Below are 23,809 nucleotides of genomic sequence, written 5' to 3'. Positions count from 1 at the left end.
GGGTTCAGGCTTTCAGCGAGGCTGGTACGCCTTGGGGAGGCGCATGCCGCGGTCGGCCATGATCTGCCTTACCCGGTTGGGGTAGTTGGTGATGATGCCGTCCACGCCCAGGTCCATGAGCGCCTCGACGGTGGCCGGATCGTCGCAGGTCCACGGGATGACCTTCAGGCCCCTGGCGTGTGCCTCGGAGATCATCGTCCGGTCGGGGTAGAAGCGGAAGCCCGGATCGCCGACCTTGCCGCTCTGCGGGAAGCCGTAGTTGGGGGAAAGGGCCTTCACCCCGGGGATCGTGGCGGCCGCCTTGACGAAGTCGCCGCCGTAGTCGTCGGCGTCGATCCCGCCGAGCCACGGGGAGGCGCCCGACTGGCCGACCTGGAGGAAGTCGTAGTTGGTGAGCGCGACCAGCGGCCACTTCGGGGCCAGCTTGTGCATCGCCTGCAGCGCGCCCCAGTCGAAGGACTGGATGGTGACCTGGCGCTCGATGCCCGAGGCATGGATCTCCTCGTAGACGCGGCGCACGAACAGTTCACGCGGCGCGGTCTGTTCGGGCGCCCCCGCCTCGACCTTCGTCTCGACGTTGAGGGTGACCTGCTTGGCACGGTAGCTCTTGACCAGGTTCAGGACGTCCTTGAGCTCGGCCATCCGGAAACCCTTGACCACCTCCTGCTCGGGGAAACCGGGCAGCTGTTGGTAACCGCAGTCCATGGTCTTGACCTGAGCCAGCGTCAGGTCCTTGATGTACTTCCCGACGTACGGGAACATCGGGTCGCCCGGCGTGACCGGCGCCGTGTCACGGCACTTCTGGGCGCTGACCTGCCGGTCGTGGGTGACGACGACCTTCTCGTCCTTGGTGATCTGGGTGTCCAGCTCCAGGGTGGACACCCCGAGCCGCATCGCCTTGCCGAATCCCTCGAGGGACTCCTCGGTGGTCATGCCGATGCCGCCGCGGTGGGCCTGCAGATCGAAGCGGGTCTTCTGAGGCGGCACGCCGTCGTGGGCGGTCGCAGGGGCGGTCGTCGAGAAGGCGAGCACCGGCACCAGCGCCAGGCCGACGAGGACATGTCTTGCGGACATCGAAACCTCACTCGTGTTGGTTCGGGCGACCAGAGACGCTAGTTCGGGCCCGGGCGTGCGCAACGGCCTGAACGTGATGGTGTCGTGAATGCTGGACGAACGCCGTCGCTTTCGCGCCGACGCGGGCGGCCTTCGTCGCGACATGGCCGGCGGCCGACCACTGCTGGACCGGTGCCTCCTGCCGGGCGCACGCGCCCCGTCGTGGGATCCGGCACGACACCGCCGACGGCCTGGGTGGTGATCACGGTCGCTGGGGCCGTCGCCAGTACGGCCGTGCGGAATGCGCGGGTCGGTGTCTCAGACAGAGACCTGGTGGGAGACCGAGGCGTGCTCGACACCTCCGGGCGTGCGCCACAGCGCGGCCGAGAGCCACATCAGGATGGCGCCGACCAAGACGTGCAGCGCACTGGTCAGCAGGGACTCGGGCAGCGCGGTCAGGAACGCGAACACCGGCAGGACGGTGGCGTATCCCCACGACGGAACCCTCGGCAGGACCCGGGCGCGGACCATCGCCGCCCCGAACAGGGCACAGCCCACGGCGAAGACGGCCGCGGAGCCGAGGAGTGCGGGGATCGTGGGGCCGGTCAGGGTCTCGTCGATGACATCGTCGTCGAAGTAGAAGAGCACCAGGTTCGAGGCGAACGCGGCACCACCGAACAGCCCGAGCCCGATGAGGTTCACGGTGTGGCCGATCTCCCCGAGGCGCCCGCCGGCCGCCCCCTGCCGTAGATGCAGGGTGGTGAGCAGCGGCAGGGCGAACGCGGGGGAGAGGGCCAGCGGCACGCCGGTCGCGGACGTCTCCCCGGTGAACGCCTCGACCAGCGCGGGCAGGGCGATCATGAGGCCGGCCAGCAGCCCGCACAGGGCTCCGGTACGAAGTGTGGTCATGGCTCCTCCAGATGTGGGTCGGGGCCGTCACCGTAGGGAGCCGTGCGGGGGCGGGGGCAGATGCAACACGTCGGCGGCAGCAGCCGTAAGTCATCGTCCTGCGGGCCGTTCGGCAGGTGCCGTTCGTCCTGAACCGGCCGAGCCCGCTCCCCTCCCGGCAGGTTCGGCCTACGCTGACGACAGCGGGTGAGGGGGTGCGCATGGCGGCGTATGGGCCCGTCCGGTGGGTGGCACCGCTGCTGTACGGCGCGGTACTCGCCGGCAGCCTGTACTACGCGGTGGCGGGTCTGGGCGACGGTCCCGGGCCCACGGTCTGGCGGACCTCGGGCTTCGTCGCCGCGATCGGAGCGCTCTTCGCCCTGGAAGCGGTCGCCCACCGTCGGCCCGAACCCCGGACGACGCTGTTGCTCGCGCGGTGCGGACTGATCGGCGTCGTGGTGGTCCTCGACACCTCCGGGCTGTCCCAAGTGCTGTTCGTACTGCTGCCGTTCACCGCCTACTTCGCCTTCGGGCGCACGGCCGCACTGATGATGGGCGGGCTCTGCCTGGCCGGGCTGCTGACCGCCTACCTGCTGACCGCCCCCGGTTGGTACCGCGACCCGGAGCGCGTGTCCGACCTCCTGATGCTCTGCGTCGGCCTGGTGCTGGCCGTCTCCATGGCCGCGGTGGCCGTCGGCGAACAGCGCGCCCGGCGCGAACTGGAGGCGTACGCCGCGCGGGTCGCCGAGCTGTCCGCCGCCACCGAGCGCAACCGGCTGGCCCGGGACATCCACGACAGCCTCGGGCACCATCTCACCGCGATGTCCGTGCAGTTGGAGATGGCCTCGGACTTCCGGACCCTGGACCCCGACGCGTCCCGGCGGGCCCTGGCCGAGGCGAGGCAGTCGGTGCGGCTCGCGCTGGGCGACGTACGACAGTCGGTCCGCACGCTGCGGGACGAGGCGGCGCGACCCACGCTGGCGGAGTCGCTGGCCTCGCTGGCACAGGCCGATGGCACACGGCCGCAGGTCGTCGTCGAGGTCAGCGGCGACGGGAGCGGCTACGGAACGGCCGAACTGACCGCCCTGTACCGGGCCGCACAGGAGGGGGTGACCAACGCACGCCGCCATGCGGAGGCGTCGTGGGTGAAGGTGACGGTCCAACTCTCCGACGAGGCCGCGTGGTTGGAGGTGGCCGACGACGGACGGGGTTTCACACCCGACGTGTCCACCGCCGGTTTCGGGCTGCTCGGGATGCGGGAGCGGGTGCAACTCGTGGCGGGGAGCGTGGACATCGACAGCAGCCCCGGCGCCGGCACCCGACTGACGGTGACCGTCCCGCGCGGGAAGACGGGGGAGACCTGACATGGACCACGATTCCCAACCAGCGTCGGCCGTACGGGTGTTGGTCGTGGACGACCAGCGGCTCATCCGGGACGGCATCGCCTCCCTGCTCTCGATCCGGCCGGGCATCACGGTCGTGGGGACGGCCGTGGACGGCCGGGACGCCGTGGCGAAGACGCTGGAACTGGGCCCGGACGTCGTTCTCATGGACGTACGGATGCCGCAGGCGGACGGGGTCGAGGCGGTCGCCGTCCTGCGCGAGCGGGCGCCGGAGTGCCGGGTGGTGATGCTGACGACCTTCGACGACGAGGAGTACGTCGTCCAGGCGCTGAGGGCAGGTGCGCACGGTTACCTGCTGAAGGACCTGCCTGCCGAGGAGTTGGCGCACGCGGTCCGCCTGGCGCATGCGGGCGTCACCCAGCTCGACTCGTCCGTGGCCCGGCACCTCACAGCTTCCCTGCGGCCTGCCCGCCCCGCCGTGGAAGCTCCTGCCCTGAGCCCGCGTGAGACGGACATCCTGCGCCTCGTGGCACGCGGGCACACCAACCGGGAGATCGCCGCGCGGCTGTATCTCAGCGAGGGCACGGTCAAGAACCACGTCTCCCGCATCCTGCAACGCCTCGCCCTGCGCGACCGCACCCAGGCGGCGCTCCGGGCCCGGGACCTCGGCCTCCTGTGAGGCGGGGGCCCGCGAGCACCGAAGCGCCGTCGCCCAGGTCCTGTCCGGCGGATCAGGCCGCGGGGAATCAAGGGCGCCCCGTCATCGCCGGTGAGCGGGGCGTGGTGCGTGCGGCTGCAAGGCGGAGGAGGGCGGCGGCACAATGGAGTCTCCCCCACGCCCTTGAGGCAGTGGGGGAGTGCGTGCCGCGCTCTGTGCCTGGGGCCTGATCCGCCGGTCAGGCCCCAGGACTCAGTGCACGGAACCCGCCTGCCCCTCGCCCAGTACGATCGCGCTGGTGCGATTGGTGCTCGCGTCCTCGATGCAGCCCCGCAGCCGCATCACGTCGTGCTCGGGCAGGGCCGGCCGGACCACACCGGTGTAGACGCCGTCGTTCAGGCGGCTCAGCGAGGCGTTGTCGTTCTGCGCGGCGGTGGAGCGGCGGCAGGTCTCCCAGAGGTTCTGCGCGGCGAGTTGTACGGCCGTGTCGCCGCCGTCGCCCTTGGTCTCGACCCGGAAGACCATGGTCGTGCTCGCCGCGTCCGGCGTCTCCTGGGCCCGGGTCTGGGTCGCGTCGGCCAGCGCCGTCCACAGCACCGGCACCAGGAGCAGACCACCGGCCGCCGCGGCCACGCCGAGCAGCTTGCGCCGGGCGCGGGTGGGCGGTACGGCCGGGCGGCTCTCCAACAGCGTTCTGCCGACCCGCGGGCCGAGCGGCGGGGCGGTGAGGGCCGCCAGGCGTCCGGCCAGCCGGCGTTCCGCGCCCGGGCGGGCGGTGGCGCCGGCCAGCTTCTGGATGACCATCGCGATGCCGGACAGGGCCGCCCCGGCCGCCATCAGGACGGGCACGAACACGAACGTGTGCTGGGTGCCGTCCAGTTCCTGCATCTGAGCCGAGTCCATCCAGCGGAACCGGTTCGGATGGGGCGCGCGGGTCTGCTGCAGCCGTTGCCGCACCTCCTCCACCCGGGCGTCGGACTGCTCCAGCCGTTCCTCGATGCGGGCGAAACGGGTCAGCAGCACGACGGTGGCGAGGAAGATCTCGACCACCAGCAGCAGGACCCCGGACATCATGGCCCGCTGCCACTCCCAGCGCGTCAGATAGAGCACCATGTAGTAGCCGGCGTAGACGGCGGACAGCCCGCCGAAGGCGTAACCGACGATCCTCAGACTCTTCATGCCGCCGGCTCCTCTGCGTGAGTGATGGTTTCGTCTGCGTCCTGCACGGTCACGGCGCCGCTGCCGCCGTCCACGGTGAGGAGCGTCCCGTCGGGGAAGCGGTCCACCGCGCCGGGGACGCCCACCGCGGTCGGCACGCGGAACTCGCGGGCCAGCACCGCCAGATGGGACAGCGCACTGCCCGTCTCGGCGACCAGTCCGGCAAGGCCCGGCAGGACCGGGGCCAGGGCCGGGTCGAGGGAGCGGACCACCAGGACCGCGTGCTCGGGACGTTCGCCGCGCCCGTCCCAGGCAGTCCCGGTGCCGAAGCCGCCGCCCGCGCCCTGGCCGTCGCCCGAGTGCCGTGCGCCCGGCGGGAGTTCGGCCACCGGCAGACCGTCGGCCAGCCGGAAGGCGGCGGGCAGCGGACCGACGTCCAGGGACCGGGGCTCCCGCTCGGTCAGATCGGCCGGCAGACCCCCGTCCTCCGACGCCGTCACCAGCTCCTCCCAGCGCAGCAGCGCCAGCCGGGTCAGCCCCGGGGCGCACTCGCCGGCACCGAGCCGCCCGGCCAGTTCACGCACCATCCGCGCCTGCATCTCGTGCACCCAGCGGATCCGCAGCCGCAGCCCCTCGCGCACGGGAAGAGCACCGACGCCACGTGGCAGTGCGGTCCAGCCCGTGTGCCCCGGCAGCGGAGCGAGGTCGCCCAGGGTGGGCGGCAACAGGGCCATGAGAACCGGGTGACGGGCGAGCAGCGCCTCCTCGCTCATGCCCCGCGAGCGGCCCTCGGCCAGCGCGGCCAGCGCCTCGCCGGCACCCGTGGCCCCGGACCCGGGGCCGAGCAGCGCACCGGCCAGGGACTCCTGGGCATGCAGGGAGGACAGCACCTCCCGGCCCCACGAGACGGCGTCCAGCAACTGACCGCCGAGCAACTGCCCGGGCTCGGGGATGTCGGCGAGGGCGCGGTCGACGTCCGCCATCAGGTCGGCCGCGAGGAGCGGCAGCGCGGACCGCAGCCTGCCGACCCGCCAGGCAGCCCCCGCACGCCGTGCGCTCGGCGCCGGGTTGATGAAGTCCAGGACCGGATGCGCGGACGGTACGGCGCCCAGCAGCCGCAGATCCGCGGCGACCCGTCCGTCCACGGTGGTGACCAGCGGCCGCTTGCGCAGGGTGCGGCGCGGAGCCGCCCCGGCGATGTCCAGGGCGAGCGTGAGCCCGTGGGACATGGGCGTCACCCACAGATCCTCCTCCAGGGGCTGGAGCACCCCGGGCAGGGTCTCGGCGACCGGGCCGGGCCCGAGCAGACGGGCCCCGGGCGCGGGGCGGGCTGCCATCGCGGTGATGGGCCGCGCCTGGAACAGCCACAGCTTCCCGGCGGCGTCGAACCCGAACTCCATGTCCTGCGGCCCGCCGAACACCCGCTCGGTCTTCTTGGCCAGCGCCACCAGCCGGGTGATCCGCCGGTGCGTGAGCAGCCGCTGCCCCGGAGGCTCGGCGGGCTCGGTCCGCACCAGCCGGGCGAACCGGGTCAGTTGGTAGCGCACCCCCTGCGTGCTGCCGTCTACCAGCTGGTCCGGGCCGCCGCCCACCACGCTGACCAGGAGCCGGTCGGTACGCCCCGCCACCGGGTCCGCGGTGAACATCACACCCCCGACGGCCGCGCGCATCATCGGCTGCACCAGCACCGCCATCCCGTCGTCCGGCGGCGCGTCCGCGGGCGGCCGCAGGGGCTGCACGCGCCGGGCGGAGTCCAGCACGGTCTGCACGGCCGTGGTGAACCCCTCCCACCCGCGCACGTCCAGCACCGAGTCGAACCGCCCCGCCATGGAGGAGTCCTCGGTGTCCTCATGGGCGGAGGAGGACCGTACGACGAGCGCCTGCCCGGCACCGTCGAGTGCCTGCCAGGCGGTGCGCACCGCCTCCTCCCCGACGGGCGCGCCGGGCGCCCGGTCGGCGGGCACCAGCACGAACCCCGGCAGCACCGGCAGGGCCGCCACGGCCGAGCGGGCCAGATTGGCGGCCTTCGCACCCGTGACGGCGGGGTCCTTCGCGCGCTCGGTGTCGAGCGGCACCACGGCGAGGTTCGCCACCGGAAATCCCATGATCTACTCCTCTTTCTCTGACGTCGGCCTCGATGCGGACGAGGACGGGTGGTGGCCCCATCCGCGCCACGCGGCGGTGAAGGCGGCGGGGCCGGCCGCGGCGGCGGCGATGAAGCAGCAGGTCGCAAGGGCGCTCACAGCCGTACTCCGCTCTGCGTCCGGTTGCGGGCGGTCCAGGCCGCCCGACAGGTTCCTTTGCTTGAGTTAGGCAATCATGTTTGAGTTACTTGAGTCAAGCAATCAAGTTGCGTGTATTCGTCAATAACACCGCGCGGGGTCTTGTTCGGGCGATCGACGGGGATCTAGGGTCGACCGTGAGAAGCAAGCGCTTTCTGCACGTCGGCGTCCCTCGTCGGACGCCCGAGGAGGACCGCATGTCCCCAGCCCGCCGCCGCGTCGCCGTCGTCGGCACCGGTGCCATCGTCAGCGGCAGCCACCTGCCCGCGCTCAGAGCCCACTCGGAGCGGGTGGAACTGGTCGCCGCCGTCGATGTGGACGAGGGCCGGCTCGACGCGTTCCGGGAGCTCGCGGGCGATGGGGTTGCCGGGTTCACGTCGATGGACGAGATGCTGGACGCCGTACGGCCCGACCTCGTCCTCATCGGCACGCCGCCGTCCCTGCACCGGGGGCAGACGGTCGCCGCGCTGAAGGCCGGTGCCTGGGTGCTGTGCGAGAAGCCGCTGACCCTGTCGCTCGCCGAGTACGACGAGATCGCGGCGGCGGAGGAGGCGTCCGGGGCGTACGCCTCCGTGGTCTTCCAGCACCGCTACGGCTCCGGCGCGGTGCACGCCCGCGAGCTGATCGCGAGCGGCGAGCTGGGCGCCCCCCGGGTCGCGCACTGCCAGACCACCTGGCACCGCGACGCCGCCTACTACGCCGTACCGTGGCGTGGGAAGTGGTCCACCGAGGGCGGCGGGCCGACGATGGGGCACGGGATCCACCAGTACGACCTGCTGCTGGACCTGCTCGGCCCCTGGACGGAGATCAGGGCCATGGCCGCGCGGCTCGTGCACGACACCGAGAGCGAGGACGTCTCCACGGCCCTCGTACGGTTCGAGAACGGCGCCCTCGCCACCGTCGTCAACAGCGTGCTGTCCCCGGACGAGGTGAGCCGCATCCGCATCGACTGCGCCGACGCGACGGTCGAACTCACCCACCTGTACGGGCACCGTAACGAGGACTGGGTCTACACCCCCGCCCCGCACGTCGACTCCGAACGTGCCGCCGCCTGGCGCACCCCCGCGGCGGACGTGCCCAGCTCGCACACGGCGCAGCTCGGTGCTCTGCTCGATGCGTACGACAACGGTGTCAGGCCGCCGAACAGCGGTTCCGAGGCCCGCGCCACCCTCGAGTTCGCCGCCGCCCTCTACAAGGCGGCGTTCACCGGTCACCCGGTGCACGCGGGCGAGATCGCCCCCGGCGACCCCTTCTACCCGGCCATGCACGGAGACCACCCCCACTGGGCCCCCAAGGAGCGCGCATGAGCATCCGAGTCAGTCACGTCCACGGCGAGCACATCGCGGTCGCGGCGGCGAACGGCACGGAGATCCTCCGCTACGTCTACCGCCCCGACCCCGAGGCCTTCGAGTCCCGTAAGCCGTACGCGCACCCGGTGCGCACGCTCGCCGGACGCACGGTCACCGGCTACCGGCCCAATGACCACCGCTGGCACAAGGGTCTGCAGATGACGGCGAGTCATCTGTCCGGGCAGAACTTCTGGGGCGGCAACTGCTATGTGCACGGCCAGGGTTACCTGTCGATCCCGGAGCGCGTCGGCTCGATGCGGCACGACGGCTTCCCCGAGCTGACGGTCGAGGACGACCGGGTGGCCCTGACCGAGGAGCTCACCTGGGTGGAGAACGGCGGCGCGGAGTGGGCGCGCGAGGTGCGCGGGCTGGCCGTGCACTCGGTCGACGAGGAGGCCGGCGCCTGGGCGCTCGACTGGTCGATCAGTCTCACCAACCTCCGCGACGAGCCCCTGGCCTTCGGCTCGCCGACCACCGCGGGCCGTGAGATGGCCGGGTACACCGGCCTGCAGTGGCGCGGCCCGCGCGACTTCACCGGCGGCGCCGTCTTCGCCCCGGACGCCGACGCGGACGCCGACAAGCTGATGGGCAGCCAGAGCCCGTGGCTCGCCTTCACCACCGAGCACGACGACGTCGACGGCCACTCCACGCTCGTCTTCGCCCACGCGCCCGAGAACCTCGACGGGCAGAGCGCGATCCACGAGTCGCACTGGTTCGTGCGCTCCGAACCGTTCCCGACCGTCGCGTTCTCCTGGGCGTTCTTCGAGGAGTTCGAGCTGCCGCCGGGAGAGTCCTTCGCCTACCGCTACCGACTGGTCGTCGCTGACGGCGTCTGGGACCGGGAGCGTGTCGGCTCGTACCTGAAGGGCCTGCAGTGGTGAAGCCGAGCCTTCCGCATCCGTTGCCCGGTGCGGTCGGCCTGTCCCATCTGAGCGCGTACGACTGGGAGGCCGCCGACGGCGTGTGCGGCGGCAGCCCGCATCTGCACCTGGTGTGCACGGAGGCGTACGTCGTGACCGGCGGCCGGGGCGCGGTGCAGACACTGAGCCCCGACGGCTACCGGGACATCCCCCTGGAGGCGGGCTCGGTCGCCTGGTTCACGCCGGGCACCGTGCACCGCATGGTGCAGGGCGGCGACCTGCGCATCACCGTGCTGATGCAGAACAGCGGGCTGCCGGAGGCCGGGGACGCCGTCTTCACCTTCCCGCCCGAGGTGCTCGCCGACCCCGACAGGTACGCGGCCGCGGCGGCACTCCCGCCCGGCACCGGACCGGAGACGGCGACGGCCGCGCAACGCCGCAGGGACCTCGCCGTCGAGGGCTACCTCGCCCTGCGCGAGGCCCTCGTCGCCGGCGACAACGGCCCGTATCTGGAGTTCCAGCGCGCCGCCGCCCGGCTGGTGCGCGCCAAGGTGCCGGCCTGGCGCGAACTGTGGCGGGCCGGCGCGCTGGCCACCGCCGAGCGCACCGGCGCCCAGTTGGACGCGCTGGAGCACGGCGAGCCGGTCCACCTCGGCGAGGCGACCGCGTACGAGGCCGCGCCGACCCGGCTGGGGGGCTTCGGGATGTGCGGCAGACGGGACGAGTACAACCTGCCGGGGACGACGCTGCCGTACGGCGGCGAGTAGCGGGACGGGCAGGAGGGGACGGGGGGGCTGAGGGGGGCCAACAGGAAGTCCGAGGAAGGGATGAGGTGACCTCGGCATGCCCGGACACAGGACAAAGGGGTTAGGGCAGCTGGCCAAGCACTGAGTTGTGACGGGTTTGAGCGCGCAGGGGCGAGCGTGGAGTGTCCGAGCCGGTATGGGTGCGGCCCGGTCGGCGGGCTGGCCGCCAGACAATAGTGCGGGCCCCGGGCTTGGTGCGGTAGGGAACGGAAGTTCCTTAGTCGAATGCGTGACTGTTGAGCGTGATGGTCGTTGGGTGGGGTGATGGGGGTTTCGGCTGGGCGGGGGTGAACGGGTGGGCCGGGTGCGGGAGCTGGCGGCGCCGTTCGTCGCGCTCGGTCCGTCGGGAGTGGCCGTCCGCCCGCCTCAAGGGCCTCACACCTGCCGATGAGAAGGTGCTGCGCCTGGTCGGCGCGCACCTGGGCTCGCTGGCTTCCCGTGACCTGGCCGTGCGTTGCCGGGACGGGCTGGAGCACTCCGCCGACACGTGGGCTGCCCGCAAGCGCGCTCTCACCGCGGACTCTTCGGCACGCTGGGCCGGAAGCATCACGAAGGCCACGCACAACCAGTGGGCACTCGCCCGCCGTGGCCAGCTCGCCCACATCCAGTCGCTCGAGGCCGGAGTGCGCACCATCACACACCGACTGTCCCAGTCGGTCGGAGAGCAGGGCAGCAAACGGGCGCCGGGTGGCTACCGCACGAAGCAGGAGTGGCATGCCAAGTCCCGCCGCCTGCACGTCTTGGAGGCCCGCCTCGACGCAGCCCGCGCTGATCGCGAGGCGGGCCGCGTGCACGTGGCGCGGGGTGGGAAGCGGCTGGCCCGTACCCGGAACAACCTGGAGGCCGCGGGGCTGACCGAGGTCGGGTGGCGTCAGCGGTGGGAAGCGGAACGCTGGTTTCTGGCCGCGGACGGCGAGTCCGGCAAGCGGTTCGGCAACGAGACCATCCGCGTCACCCAGGACGGCGAGGTGAGCATCAAATTGCCCGCCCCGCTCGCTGGGTACGCCAACGCCCCGCACGGCCGGTACGAGCTGGCCGGGTTGGTGCGGTTCGCCCACGGCGGCACCGAGTGGGCCGATCGCGTCGCCGCCAACCGGGCCGTCGCCTACCGCATCCACTACGACGTACAGCGCGGACGGTGGTACCTGACCGCCTCCTGGCAGATCCCGCCGACGTGGAGCATCCCGCTCAAGGCGGCTCTGGCCGACGGTGTGATCGGGGTGGACACCAACGCCGACCACCTCGCCGCCTCGACGCCCACGGCAACCCGACCGGCAACCCGCGCCGGTTCTTCTTCGACCTCACGGGCAGTGCGCAGCATCGCGATGCCCAGGTCCGCCACGCCCTCACCGTCTGCTGGACTGGTCCCGTGCCTGCGGGGTGAAGGCCATTGCGGTCGAGGACCTTGACTTCGCCGCGGAGAAGACCCGCGAGAAGCACGGCCGCAAGAAGCGGTTCCGGCAGTTGATTTCCGGCATGCCCACGGGCAAGCTCCGCGCGCGGCTGACCTCCATGGCCAACCAGACCGGCCTCACGATCATTGCGGTCGACCCGGCCTACACCTCGAGGTGGGGCGCCCAGCACTGGCAGAAGCCCCTCACCAGCACATCACGTAAGACGACTCGCCACGACGCTGCCGCCGTGGCGATCGGACGGCGCGCCCAGGGACATCCGATCCGGATGGGGGCACCTCCCAGGCCCTTTAGGCACTGGGGGAGGACGGCACCGCCCCGGCACCACCAGAGCGATGGTGTCGGGCATCGGACCGCCCAGGCCGGACCAGATGGTGCTGGGCGTGAGGGAACCCGCCCCCGTATTCCCGGACCACTGACACGATCCGTGCAAGCCGGACGCGGAGCGTATGCGGGGGACCAGAACGCCCAACACCGTTCGGGGCGTTCGGCTGAGCACGAGCCCTGGCAACAGGACTCACTCCCGCTCAGTCTCTAGGAACGGTTCTGCGCTTCGGCCGCTGCACTCGTGCTGTTCTTCCTCGCCTTCCATGCCTCTGTTCGCCGACATGCTGAGCGTGGGCCTCGCCACGGCCGTAGTGTGCCTGTCCGTGGTGACGGTCCCCGGCCGCGCTGTCGACCGCGTGCGCGGTCCTGCGGGGCGCGGAGGAGGGGCAACCAGCCACCGCAGGGCGGTACTTCGCGGTGCTACGGCGGCGGCTGCGGGCCGGTGATCTGGCGGCGGGCGCCGTCGCCCTGGCGGGTGCGCTGCTGTGCGCCGCGGACCTGGCGCTGGCCGGGGCGGGGCTGCCGGGAGCTCCGTTGTTCGCCGTGGTGGCCGCGGCGATCGGCGCGGCCGCCCCGGTCGTGGGCCTCAGGGCCTGCGCACGCCCCGAGTCGCTCACCGACTGGCCGGCGGCGGTACGCGCGGCCGGCCGGGACGCCGTACGGGATGTGGGCGGTTCCGGACTGGTGCTGCTCGCGGTGGCGACAGCCGCGCTGTGCGCCTGGATGATGCTGCCGCTCGCCTTTCTGGCGCCGGGGCCGTTGGCGCTCGCTGCCGTTCATGTCCGATTGACTGTCATATCCGAGAGTTAATAGCCCATTAGGGCGCATGGGGTGTGAAGGGGGAGTTGAGGTGTCAATCATCTTGTCATGGACCTGCGGTCCGACGGGCGGGCCGCAGTCTCATGGAGGTGTGGAATGCACCGCAGACTCGCCACCGCACTTGGCGCCTCGACTCTCGCCCTCATCACGGTCGTCGGCACCGCCGCGGCCGCCGACGCCGCTCCCGCCGACAAGCCCCAGGTCCTCGCCAACTGGACCCAGACCAGCGCGTCCAGCTACAGCCAGTGGGCCGCCGCCCGCGCCAACCAGGCCACCTGGAGCGCGTACGCCTTCGACTGGTCCACCGACTACTGCTCGTCCTCGCCGGACAACCCGTTCGGCTTCCCCTTCTCGGTGTCCTGCGCGCGCCACGATTTCGGCTACCGCAACTACAAGGCCGCGGGCACCTTCAGCGCCAACAAGTCACGTCTCGACAGCGCCTTCTACGAGGACCTCAAGCGAGTCTGCGCGAACTACACCAGCGCGACCAAGACTGCCTGCAACAGCACGGCTTGGACCTACTACCAGGCCGTGAAGGCCTTCGGCTGAGGATCGTGGGGCCGTGGGGCCGGGGGTGTCTCCCGGCCCCACGGTTCAGTCCGCGGCCCGGAAGGTGCGCAGCCGCAGCGAGTTGCCGACGACGAACACCGACGAGAACGCCATGGCCGCTCCGGCGAGCATCGGGTTGAGCAGCCCGGCCGCGGCGAGCGGGAGCGCGGCGACGTTGTAGGCGAAGGCCCAGAAGAGGTTGGACCGGATGGTGCCCAGGGTCCGGCGGGCGAGGCGGATGGCGTCCGCCGCCGCGCGCAGATCACCTCGTACGAGCGTCAGGTCGCCGGCCTCGATCGCCGCGTCCGTGCCGGTGCCCATGGCCAGTCCCAGGTCGGCCTGGGCCAGAGCGGCCGCGTCGTTCACGCCGTCCCCGACCATCGCGACCGAACGGCCCTCCGCCTGAAGGTGCTTGACGACGTCGACCTTGTCCTGCGGCAGCACTTCGGCGATCACGGCATCGGGGGCGATGCCGACCTCGCGGGCGACGGACTCGGCCACGGCCTTGTTGTCGCCCGTCAGAAGGATCGGGGTGAGGCCGAGGGCGCGCAGCCGGGTGATCGCCTCGCGGCTCGTGTCCTTCACCGCGTCGGCGATCTCGAGGACCGCCCGCGCCTCGCCGTCCCAGGCCACCGCGATCGCCGTACGTCCGGCCGCCTCGGCGTCGGCCCCGGCCCGCCGCAGCTCCTCCGGCAGCTCCAACGCCCAGTCCTCGAGGAGCTGTTCGCGGCCGACGAGGACCGCGTGACCGTCGACGATGCCCTGCACGCCGAGACCGGGCACGTTCGCGAAGTCCTCGGGCGTGGGCAGAGAACCCAGCTTCCGCCGGGCGTGGTCGGCCACGGCGCGGGCCACCGGGTGCTCGGACGCGTGCTCCAACGCTCCTGCCAGTCGCAGGACTTCGGCCTCGTCAGCGCCCTCGGCGGTGTGCAGGGCCAGCAGGGTCATCCGGCCGGTGGTGACGGTGCCGGTCTTGTCGAGGACGACGGTGTCGACGCGGCGCGTGGACTCCAGCACCTCGGGGCCCTTGATGAGGATGCCGAGCTGGGCGCCGCGTCCGGTGCCGACCAGTAGCGCGGTCGGGGTGGCCAGGCCCAGGGCGCACGGGCAGGCGATGATCAGGACGGCGACGGCCGCGGTGAACGCGGTGGTCAGTTCGGCGCCGGTGCCGAGCCAGAAGCCGAGTGTGCCCAGGGCGAGGGCGATCACGATCGGCACGAAGACCCCGGAGATCCGGTCCGCGAGCCGCTGGGCGGCGGCCTTCCCGTTCTGCGCGTCCTCCACCAGCTCGGCCATCCGGGCGAGTTGGGTGTCGGCGCCGATCCGGGTGGCCTCGACGACGAGACGGCCGCCGACGTTGAGCGTGGCACCGGTGACGGGATCGCCCGGGGTGACTTCCACGGGCACGGACTCGCCGGTGAGCATCGAGGCGTCGACGGCGGAGGTTCCCTCGACGACCGTGCCGTCGGTGGCGATCTTCTCTCCGGGGCGTGCGAGGAAGCGGTCACCGACCTTCAACTGCTCCACAGGGACGGTCTGTTCACCGCTCGACCGCAGCAGCGTGACATCCTTCGCGCCCAGCTCCAGCAGTGCCTTCAGTGCCGCACCCGCCTTGCGCTTGGAGCGGGCCTCGAAGTACCGCCCGGCCAGGATGAAGGCGGTGACGCCGGCGGCGGCCTCCAGGTAGAGGTTCCCGGTGCCGTCGCCGCGGGCGATCGTCAGCTCGAAGGGGTGCTTCATGCCGGGCGTGCCCGCGGTCCCGAAGAACAGGGCCCACAGCGACCAGCCGAAGGCGGCCGTCGTCCCGACCGAGATCAGCGTGTCCATGGTGGCCGCGCCGTGCCGGGCATTGGTGAACGCCGCCTTGTGGAAGGGCCATCCGGCGTACGTCACGACGGGCGCCGCCAGGGTCAGCGACAGCCACTGCCAGTACTCGAACTGCAGGGCGGGAATCATGGCCATCGCGACGACCGGGACGGCCAGCGTCAGCGCGGTGACCAACCGCTCGCGCAGCGGCCGTAGTTCGTCCGGTTCCTCCTGCTCGGGTGGGGCCGGTGCAGGCTCGTGCGCCGTGTACCCGGTCTTCTCGACGGTCGCTATCAGGTCCTGGAGCGAGACGTCACCGCCGTAGCTGACCCGGGCCTTCTCGGTGGCGTAGTTGACGGTGGCCGTGACCCCGTCCATCCGGTTGAGCTTCTTCTCGACGCGCGCCGCGCACGAGGCACAGGTCATGCCGCCGATGACGAGTTCGGTCGCGGTGGTGGTCATTGCCGCTCCTCGGGCTGATACGGGGTGGGGGTATCCTGGACGCGTCTTCCTGTATACCCCCGGTAGGTATTTGAAACAAGCTCGGAAAGTCATTGACTTCATACCCCCTAGGGGTATTTTGAAATGCATCGAGGCCTCGCACCGCAGTGCCGGAGGCCCTGTACTCCAGGAGCTGACCATGCACGCAGGACTGAAGATCACCGCGTTCGCCGCCGCGCTGGCCGCGACATTCGGTACCGCCTACGGCGTGGGCCAGAGCATCGGCCCCGTCGGCGAGGACAAGGCACCCGCACGTCATGACGCCCACAGCGAGGGCGGCGGCGAGGCGGCGCACGAATCGCCTCCGGCGGGCGGACTGCAGATCTCCGAGAGCGGCTACACCCTCGACCTGCAGACCCCGCGCGTCGCGGTCGGCAAGGCCGCCGACCTGCGCTTCGCCATCCGGGACGAGGGCGGCCGTGCGGTCACCGCGTACCGGCGGGAACACGACAAGGAACTCCACCTCATCGTGGCCTCACGCGATCTGAACACCTACCGCCACCTGCACCCCACCCGCGCTGCCGACGGCACCTGGAGCATTCCCGTCGAGCTGCCCCGCGCGGGCGGCTACCGCGTCTTCGCCGACTTCACCCCGGAGAAGAAGAACGCCGAGAACCTCACGCTGGGCGCGGACCTGGCGGTCTCCGGCGCCTATGAGCCGCAGGCTGTGCCGGCAGTCAAGGCCACCGCCGAGATCAGCGGCTACGAGGTCAAGCTGGGCGGCGGTCTGCGCCCGGGCACCGCGGGCGAACTGAAACTGACGGTCTCCCGGGCCGGCAAGCCCGTCACCGACCTGCAGCCCTACCTCGGTGCCTACGGCCACCTGGTCGCCCTGCGCTCCGGCGACCTCGCCTACCTCCACGTCCACCCCAACGGCGAGCCCGGGGACGGCACGACCGAGCCCGGCCCGGAGATCTCGTTCACGGCCACCGCGCCGAGCAGCGGAACATACCGTCTCTTCCTCGACTTCAAGCACGAGGGCAAGGTCCACACCGCGGCGTTCACGGTCCGGGCCGGGACGCCTGCGCCTGCGGCCACGGAAAGCCACTCCGAGGAGTCCGCCGACGGCCACGGACACTGAGCGGCCCGACGGCTCAGATATGCCCCGCCCGCCGTTGCCGCCGTAGCAGAAGCCCCAGATACAGGCCGCCGACCACGGCGGTCACCACCCCCACCGGCAGCTGGGTCGACTGGTGGATGCGCTGGGCAGCGTAGTCCGCGGTGACCACGAGCAGTGCGCCGGTGCAGGTGGCCGCCGGGAGGTTGGGGCCGGGGGCGCGGGTGAGGCGGCGGGCCAGTTGGGGTGCGATGAGGGCGACGAACGGGATCGGGCCCGCCGCGGCGACGGCCACCGCGCAGGCCGCTGTGGCGAGGACGAGCACCAGCAGCCGGGTGCGCTGGACCGGCACCCCCAGCCCGCCCGCCAGATCGTCCCCCATTTCCAGGATCCGCAGCCGGCTTGCGGCGAACCCGGCCAGGGGCAGCACCACGAGCAGCCCGAGCGCGGCCGGCCGGACGTCCTCCCAACTGCGGCCGTTGAGGCTGCCGTTGAGCCAGGCCATGGCCTGTGCGGCCTGGGTGAAGCGGGCCTTGGCGAGCAAGTAGGCGTTCACGCCCTGGAGCAGGGCGCTCACCCCGATGCCGACCAGCACCAGCCGGTAGCCGTGGACTCCCCGTCGCCAGGCGAGGAGATAGACCAGCACAGCTGTCGCCAGACCGCCGGCCACCGCCCCGGCCGCCACCTGTCCGCCGGTGCCGCCGACGACCAGGACGACCAGCAGGCCGCCGGTGGCCGAGCCGTAGGTGAAGCCCACGATGTCCGGGCTGCCCAGCGGATTGCGGGTCAGGCTCTGGAAGAGCGCGCCGCTCAGTCCCAGCGCCGCTCCGGCCAGGACGCCGGTCAGCAGGCGGGGCAGCCGTAGATCGTTGACGACGAAGTCGGTCCGCCGACTGCCGTTGCCCAGCAGGGTGCGGACCACGTCGGCGGGGGAGATGGCGTACTCCCCGGTGCCCAGGGCGAGTACGCCCACCGCGGCGGTGGCCGCCAGCACGAGCAGGCAGACGCTGACCGCCCGGACGTGCACGCGCAGGGAGATGCGGAGTGAGCGGGTTCGTACCACCCGTGTGGGGCGCGCTGTCTCCGGCTGTGCGGTGGTCACGCCGCCACCACTCTGCGACGGCGGACGAGGGCGATGAACAGCGGAGCGCCGACCACCGCGGTGACCACGCCCGCGTCCAACTCGTCGGGCCGTACGGCGATCCGGCCGAGCACGTCCGCGAAGAGCAGCAGCGCCGGTGCCAGCAGCATGGACAGCGGCAGCGTCCAGCGCTGGTCGGCGCCGACGACCGTGCGGGCCATGTGCGGCACGGCGAGGCCGACGAAGACCAGCGGGCCGACGGCCGAAGTCGCCGCCCCGCACAGCACGGTGACCGCCAGCAGTCCGAGGAAACGGGCCCGGTGCACATGGGAGCCCAGGGCGCGGGCGGAGTCGTCGCCCAGCGCCAGCGCGTTCAGCGGCCGGACCAGCGCCAGGGCGAGCAGCAGGCCCGCCCCGATGAACGGTGTGACGGTCGTCAGCGTCGCGCCGTCCGCCCGGGCCAGCGAGCCCACGCTCCAGAAGCGGAGCTGGTCGAGGGCCTGGGCGTCGAGCAGCATCAGGGTCTGGCCGACACCGGTGAACACGGCGGCGACCACCGCCCCGCCGAGCGCGAGCCGTTCCGGAGTGGCCCCGCCGCGCCCGCCCGAGGCCAGCGAGTACGCGAGCAGTCCCGCCAGCACCGCGCCCGCCATGGCGAACCACACCGAGGCCCACAGGCTCGTGATGCCCAGCACCGTGAGGGACAGCACCACTCCGGTGGCGGCGCCCGCGTTGATGCCGAGCAGTCCCGGATCGGCCAGCGGGTTGCGCGTCAGCGCCTGGATCAGCGCACCCGCGACGCCGAGCGCGGCGCCCGCCGCGATCCCGGCCAGGGTGCGGGGCACCCGTACGTCCCAGATCACGGCACTCGCCGTCGACCCGTCGTCGTGGAGCAGCGCGTCGACGACCACGGACAGGGGCAGCGAACGCGAGCCGACGGCGAGGCTGAGCAAGGCTGCCGCGATGAGCAGGAGCAGGGCGGCGGCCACGGCCAGGAAGCGGGTCGTCGTGCGCCGTCGGGTCACTGGTCGGCCGGTGGTGGCGGTCGTACCGCCGGCCTCAGTCGTCAAGGCCGTGCTCCTCGGACATCCTCAACTCCCGCCTGTTTCTTAGGAAAGCTTGCCTGCTGTGTGATCAGGGTCGAGCCTGGAGTGAGGGGCCGGCGTGCACCTGGGAGAAGTCGTGTGCCTGGTCGGGATGGCGACGGTGGCGGTGGCCGTGCCCGGGATGCGCAGGGCGACCTTGCGCGGGCCTGTCGCCGAACCGACCGCAGCCGAATGACGCAGCCCGGTACGCCTACTTGTCCAGCTTGGCGAAACCGGGCTCCAGGGTCTCGAGCGCCCATGGAATGCCCAGCACCGAGGGGCTCCTGAGCTGGCTCACCGTCTCCGCGTCGGTCACCAGGTAGTTGCCGTCCTTCACCGCCGACATGTTCTTCACCAGCGCGCTGGACTCGAACGCCTTCTTCAGGTCCGGCGTGGTGAACGCGATGATCACCAGATCGGCGTCGAGCCTGTCGAGCTGCTCGAAGGACAGCTCGCCGGTGGGACTGCCACTGACCGTCTTGATGTCGGTCACCGTCGGGGCCAGGCTCATGCCGAGTTCGCCCATCAGCTTCGCGGCGAAGTCGTCCTCGGAGGCGATGGTGAAGATCTTGGCCGGGGTGTTGCCCATGGACAGGGTGTAGTTCTTGCCGTCCAGAGCCGGGTGCTCGGCCTTCACTTTCGCGATGCCGTCCTCGGTGTCGGCGATGACCTTCTCGGCCTCGTCCTCCTTGCCGAGGGCCTTGCCGACCACCTGCACGTGCTCCTGCCAGGTCTGCGCGCCCCACGTCGTGGCGAAACCGACGGTCGGCGCCACCGCGGAGAGCTTCTCGTAGTCCTTGTCCAGGGTGAAGTCGGAGGTGGCCAGGATCAGATCGGGCTGGAGGGCCGCGATCTCCTCGTAGTCGATGCCGCTCAGGGTGTCGAGGAGCTTGGTCCTCTCGGTGTCGATCCTGTCCTTGAGCCACGGATACACGCCGTCGGAGCTGAAGGAGTCCTTGGCTATGGCTACGGGTGTGACGCCCAGGGCGTAGAGAGCGTCGATGTCGTCCGTACCGCCGTTGCCGAGCGCCACGACCCGCTGCGGCTCGGCCTTGATCTCGGTGGTGCCGAACTTGTGCTGGATGGACACGGGGAACGCGGACGAGGCGGACCCCGACTGCGACGCGGAGTCGGTGCCCTCGTCCTCGACGGAGCCGCAGGCCGCCGGCCCGGCGGCCAGGACGAAGGCGAGAAGCATCGTACGGAACGGTCTCGACATGGCCAGGGCAGTCCAATTCGCCGGGTGCGGAAGGGAGTTGCAGGCCGCCAGTAAAGCAAGGTAAGGCTTGCCTTAGCAATGCGTTCCGGTCGTGCCCGCCGCTCCAAGGGTTGTAAACAATCTCGTCGCACATCTTGCTCACAGTTTTACGACGGGGTTACGTTCGCAGAGCACCGGGCCCGCCCCATGCCGCTCATGACGCAGCTCTGGTCACGACGTGACCAGGACTTTCACGCGATTCGACGGCCCTCTTCAGGGAGGCACGAGTGATCCGACGCGCGTTCAAGAAGTTTTCGGCCGCACTGCTGACGGTGGCCGTCGTACCCGCCCTGGCGCTGGGCGCCGCACATGTCACGGAGGGGGCCAAGGCGCAGGGCGCGCCCGTCGTACGTACCGAGAGCGGACCGGTCAGGGGTGTCACTCGGGCGGGCGCCGACCGTTTCCTCGGTCTGCCCTACGGGGCGCCTCCCGTACGGGAGTTGAGATTCGCCCCGCCCGCCGCACCGAAGTCCTGGACGGGCGTACGGGAGGCCGACCGCCAGTCGCCCGCCTGTCTGCAGTTCGAGCCCACGGGTATCCGTGAGGAACAGGCCACCAGCGAGGACTGTCTCTACCTCGACGTGTACCGCCCGTCCCGGACTTCGCCCGGCGCCAAGTTGCCCGTCATGGTGTGGTTCCACGGCGGCGGCCACACCCAGGGCACCGGCGTCATCTACGGCGGCGGCACCATGGCCGCGAAGACCGGCACCCTCGTCATCTCCGTCAACTACCGCCTGGGCGCCCTCGGTTTCCTCGCCCATCCGGCGCTCAGCGCGGCCACGCCCGGTGGCTCCGGCAACTACGGGCGGATGGACCAGCTGGCCTCGCTGAACTGGGTCCGCGACAACATCACCCGCTTCGGCGGCGACCCGGACAACGTGACGATCTACGGCCAGTCGGCCGGCGGCTCCGCCGTCTGTGACCTGCTCGCCATGCCCTCGGCCCGGGGCCTGTTCGACAAGGCGATCGTGCAGAGCTCGGTGTGCCTGGCCGACCGCACCACGCTGTCCGCCGGAGAGGAGAGCGGGGTCGGCTTCGCCCGCGCGGTGGGCTGCACCGACGAGGCGAATGTCGTGACCTGCCTGCGCAAGGCCTGGCCCGGCACCCTGATCGCCCACCAGGCCGACTACCGCGGGAGCTCCAAGGTCGGCGGCGCCCTGCTGCCCAAGTCGCTCAAGCAGGCCTTCGAGGACGGGAGTTGGAACGCCGTCCCGGTCATGACGGGCACCACCCGCTCCGAGAACCGCCTCACCTCCACCGCCCTCGCCGGCATCACCGCGCAGGGCTACGAGGACCTGGTCCGCGAGACGTACGGAGACCGGGCGGACCGTGTCCTGGAGCTGTACCCCCTGAGCGGGTTCAAGAGCCCCTACGACGCCATCACCCAGGTCCAGACGGACGCACAGCGGGCCTGCCCGGTCCAGCAGACCGCCCAGGCGATGTCGGCCAAGACGCCGGTATACCGCTACGAGTTCAACGACCCCACCTCACCGACCCTCTACGGATTCAGCATCCCCGGCGAGGACATGTCCAACGCGCACAGCGCCGAACTCGCCTACCTCTTCGACTTCACGCTCGGCGAGAAGCCTCTCACCGCACAGCAGGAACGCCTCTCCGACCAGATGATGCGTTATTGGGGCGCCTTCGCCCACAGCGGTGATCCGAGCGTCAAGGGCGCTCCGGCCTGGCCGGCGTTCGACCCCGGACAGCGGGTCATGCAGCTGCGTACCGCAGGAGCGAGCAAGGTCGTCACCACGTTCGCCGCCGAGCACCACTGCGACTTCTGGCTCGCCTGACACCCCGTCACCCCCCTTCCTCAGCACACCCGCACGCAGAGAGCAGGGAGCAATGAGAGCGATCACCGCCCTGCGCGGCAGAGTCCGCGCGACCCTGGCCACCGTCAGCCTCCTCGGCCTCGGAGTCACCCCCGTCGTCGCCCAGTCCGCCCAGTCGGGCGACGCACCCGCACGGTCCGCGTCCACCGTCGTACAGACCACGGACGGCAAGGTCCGAGGTGCCCACACGACGGACTACGACGAGTGGCTCGGCATTCCGTACGCGGCCGACCCCGCCGGCGCCAACCGTTGGAAGCCACCCCAGCCGGTCACCAAGTGGTCAGGTGTGCGCGATGCCACCGCCTTCTCCAACCGGTGTGCGCAGAACAGCGGTTGGGACCCCGGCTACGAGAACACCGTCACCTCCGAGGACTGTCTCGCCCTCAACGTCTACGTCCCCGACGGCGCCCGGGCGAAGACCCCGGTCCTGGTGTGGATCCACGGCGGCGGCTTCACCGGCGGTGCGGGCCAGGACACCAACCCGCGCAGGTTCGTCGAGCAGACCGGCGCGGTCGTCGTCACCGTCAACTACCGCCTGGGCGTGCTCGGCACCCTGAACCTGCCCCAGTTGCAGGCCGAGAGCAAGGACGGCCCCGGCAACTACGGCCTCCTCGACCAGCAGGCCGCCCTGCGCTGGGTGCACTCCAACATCGCCCGTTTCGGCGGCGACCCGAAGAACGTGACCATCGCCGGACAGTCCGCGGGTGCCGGCTCGGTCTGCGACCACCTCGCCTCACCCACCGCCAAGGGTCTGTTCGCCCGGGCGGGCATCCTGAGCGGCGGCTGCAACCTGCAGTCCGCGGCCTCCGGCCAGGCGCAGAGCGAGGCCTTCGTCAAGGCCGTCGGCTGTGACACGTCCTCCCAGGTCGTCGCCTGTCTGCGCGCCAAGCCGGCCGCCGACCTGCTCGCCGCCCAGAAGAAGGCGGGCGTCTCCCTGTCCCTCGGCGGCTCCGCCTTCCCGGTCAACCCCGCGACCGCCGTGCAGACCGGTGCCATCAACCGGGTTCCGGTGATGCTCGGTCAGACCAACAGCGAGCGCGGCCTGTTCACCTTCCAGAACTACGACTACCTCGGTACGCCGATGACGGCCGCCGGGTACGAGACCGCCGTCCGCTCCGCCTACGGGGCCAACGCCGACAAGGTGCTCGCCGCATACCCCCTCAGCGCCTACGACACCCCGGGCGAGGCCTTCACCGCGGCCCAGAACGGCTCGACCTCCTACACCCGTCAGCAGCTGATGGGCGCACTGTCGAAGTGGGTCCCGACATACGCCTACGAGTTCGCGGAGAGCGACACCCCGCACTTCACGTCCATCTTCCTGATCCAGCAGAAGAGCGAGTCCGCCCGCGACTTCCCCTTCGGCGGGGCGATCCACGTCGACGACCTCGGCTACCTCTGGGACTACCTCGGCCAGACCCTGCCCTACGACGACGACCAGCTGGAGCTGTCCCACCAGATGATCACCTACTGGGGCCGGTTCGCCGTGAACGGCAACCCCAACGGCGCGCGCACCCCGGCCTGGCCGAAGTACAGCGTGAGGACAGGGAAGTTGATGTCCCTGGTCGCCTGTGACACCTCACCCGCGAGCGGCAGGGCGCCGGCGGCCTGCTCCAAGGCCACCGACACCTTCGACGAGGAACACAACCTCGACTTCTGGGCGAGCCTGCCCTCCTGACACCCCG

At 71.3% G+C, this 23,809-nt stretch carries 18 protein-coding genes and 1 pseudogene; 11 read left to right on the top strand and 8 right to left on the bottom strand.

Annotated features, from left to right (window positions below; all coding sequences use genetic code 11):
* Positions 1-12: 12 nt before the first annotated feature.
* Complete coding sequence (locus tag IG08_RS0138500; RefSeq protein ID WP_030614092.1) at positions 13-1,074, bottom strand: glycerophosphodiester phosphodiesterase family protein; 1,062 nt, start codon at positions 1,072-1,074, stop codon at positions 13-15.
* Positions 1,075-1,371: 297 nt separating this feature from the next.
* Positions 1,372-1,962, bottom strand: coding sequence for a hypothetical protein (locus tag IG08_RS0138495; RefSeq protein WP_052425027.1), 591 nt, complete (start codon positions 1,960-1,962; stop codon positions 1,372-1,374).
* 200 nt (positions 1,963-2,162) lie between these two features.
* On the opposite strand from IG08_RS0138495, the gene IG08_RS0138490 reads away from it, so the two are divergent.
* Complete coding sequence (locus IG08_RS0138490; protein ID WP_030614083.1) at positions 2,163-3,305, top strand: sensor histidine kinase; 1,143 nt, start codon at positions 2,163-2,165, stop codon at positions 3,303-3,305.
* Position 3,306: 1 nt separating this feature from the next.
* On the top strand, positions 3,307-3,963 hold the full coding sequence (locus tag IG08_RS0138485) for a response regulator (protein ID WP_030614080.1): 657 nt from the start codon (positions 3,307-3,309) through the stop codon (positions 3,961-3,963).
* Between the two features lie 231 nt (positions 3,964-4,194).
* Here the strand turns inward: IG08_RS0138485 and IG08_RS0138480 are convergent, their stop codons facing one another.
* On the bottom strand, positions 4,195-5,121 hold the full coding sequence (locus IG08_RS0138480) for a hypothetical protein (RefSeq protein ID WP_234343058.1): 927 nt from the start codon (positions 5,119-5,121) through the stop codon (positions 4,195-4,197).
* Positions 5,118-7,205 (bottom strand): PEP/pyruvate-binding domain-containing protein, encoded by a 2,088-nt coding sequence (locus IG08_RS0138475; RefSeq protein WP_052425026.1) that lies wholly within the window; start codon positions 7,203-7,205, stop codon positions 5,118-5,120. The genes IG08_RS0138480 and IG08_RS0138475 overlap by 4 nt, the downstream gene beginning before the upstream one ends.
* A gap of 374 nt (positions 7,206-7,579) precedes the next feature.
* Here IG08_RS0138475 and IG08_RS0138465 point away from each other — a divergent pair, with 374 nt between their 5' ends.
* The 6 genes and pseudogenes from IG08_RS0138465 (at position 7,580) to IG08_RS0138440 (ending at position 13,504) form a co-directional block, all read left to right on the top strand.
* Positions 7,580-8,689, top strand: a complete 1,110-nt coding sequence (locus tag IG08_RS0138465; RefSeq protein WP_030614067.1) for a Gfo/Idh/MocA family protein — start codon at positions 7,580-7,582, stop codon at positions 8,687-8,689.
* The gene (locus tag IG08_RS0138460) at positions 8,686-9,612 is read left to right on the top strand and encodes a DUF6807 domain-containing protein (RefSeq protein WP_030614064.1); all 927 of its coding nucleotides are present in this window, start codon (positions 8,686-8,688) and stop codon (positions 9,610-9,612) included. Before IG08_RS0138465 ends, IG08_RS0138460 begins: the two co-directional genes overlap by 4 nt.
* Complete coding sequence (locus tag IG08_RS0138455) at positions 9,606-10,358, top strand: cupin domain-containing protein (RefSeq protein WP_030614060.1); 753 nt, start codon at positions 9,606-9,608, stop codon at positions 10,356-10,358. The genes IG08_RS0138460 and IG08_RS0138455 overlap by 7 nt, the downstream gene beginning before the upstream one ends.
* Positions 10,359-10,692: 334 nt before the next feature.
* Positions 10,693-12,347 (top strand): annotated as a pseudogene (locus tag IG08_RS54785) (nuclease/transposase family protein).
* A gap of 206 nt (positions 12,348-12,553) precedes the next feature.
* Positions 12,554-12,946, top strand: a complete 393-nt coding sequence (locus IG08_RS54780) for a hypothetical protein (RefSeq protein ID WP_338060176.1) — start codon at positions 12,554-12,556, stop codon at positions 12,944-12,946.
* Positions 12,947-13,051: 105 nt separating this feature from the next.
* Entirely contained in the window at positions 13,052-13,504 is a 453-nt protein-coding gene (locus IG08_RS0138440; protein ID WP_030614056.1) for a phospholipase, read from the top strand.
* Between the two features lie 45 nt (positions 13,505-13,549).
* On the opposite strand, the gene IG08_RS0138435 is transcribed toward IG08_RS0138440, so the two are convergent.
* Positions 13,550-15,772, bottom strand: a complete 2,223-nt coding sequence (locus IG08_RS0138435) for a heavy metal translocating P-type ATPase (RefSeq protein ID WP_030614051.1) — start codon at positions 15,770-15,772, stop codon at positions 13,550-13,552.
* Between the two features lie 178 nt (positions 15,773-15,950).
* On the opposite strand from IG08_RS0138435, the gene IG08_RS0138430 reads away from it, so the two are divergent.
* Positions 15,951-16,892 carry a hypothetical protein gene (locus IG08_RS0138430; protein WP_030614048.1) on the top strand — a complete coding sequence of 314 codons (942 nt, stop codon included), beginning with the start codon at positions 15,951-15,953 and terminating at the stop codon, positions 16,890-16,892.
* A gap of 13 nt (positions 16,893-16,905) precedes the next feature.
* Here IG08_RS0138430 and IG08_RS0138425 read toward each other — a convergent pair whose 3' ends face one another.
* The 3 genes from IG08_RS0138425 to IG08_RS0138415 form a co-directional block, all read right to left on the bottom strand.
* A complete protein-coding gene (locus IG08_RS0138425) occupies positions 16,906-17,970 on the bottom strand; it encodes a FecCD family ABC transporter permease (RefSeq protein WP_234343057.1) in 1,065 nt (354 codons plus the stop codon).
* Positions 17,967-19,019 carry a FecCD family ABC transporter permease gene (locus tag IG08_RS0138420; protein WP_052425025.1) on the bottom strand — a complete coding sequence of 351 codons (1,053 nt, stop codon included), beginning with the start codon at positions 19,017-19,019 and terminating at the stop codon, positions 17,967-17,969. The genes IG08_RS0138425 and IG08_RS0138420 overlap by 4 nt, the downstream gene beginning before the upstream one ends.
* A 226-nt stretch (positions 19,020-19,245) precedes the next feature.
* The gene (locus tag IG08_RS0138415) at positions 19,246-20,232 is read right to left on the bottom strand and encodes an iron-siderophore ABC transporter substrate-binding protein (protein WP_043456274.1); all 987 of its coding nucleotides are present in this window, start codon (positions 20,230-20,232) and stop codon (positions 19,246-19,248) included.
* Positions 20,233-20,519: 287 nt separating this feature from the next.
* Here IG08_RS0138415 and IG08_RS0138410 point away from each other — a divergent pair, with 287 nt between their 5' ends.
* Together IG08_RS0138410 and IG08_RS0138405 are read left to right on the top strand one after the other, a co-directional pair.
* Positions 20,520-22,088: a carboxylesterase/lipase family protein gene (locus IG08_RS0138410; RefSeq protein WP_052425024.1), complete on the top strand. Its 1,569-nt coding sequence runs from the start codon at positions 20,520-20,522 to the stop codon at positions 22,086-22,088.
* 52 nt (positions 22,089-22,140) lie between these two features.
* Positions 22,141-23,802 (top strand): carboxylesterase/lipase family protein, encoded by a 1,662-nt coding sequence (locus IG08_RS0138405; protein ID WP_030614037.1) that lies wholly within the window; start codon positions 22,141-22,143, stop codon positions 23,800-23,802.
* Positions 23,803-23,809 lie beyond the last annotated feature (7 nt).

The organism is Streptomyces fulvoviolaceus (assembly GCF_000718165.1).
Taxonomy (GTDB): domain Bacteria; phylum Actinomycetota; class Actinomycetes; order Streptomycetales; family Streptomycetaceae; genus Streptomyces; species Streptomyces fulvoviolaceus.
Note: the sequence above shows the minus strand (reverse complement) of the source record. Positions and strands in the feature narration are given on the sequence as shown.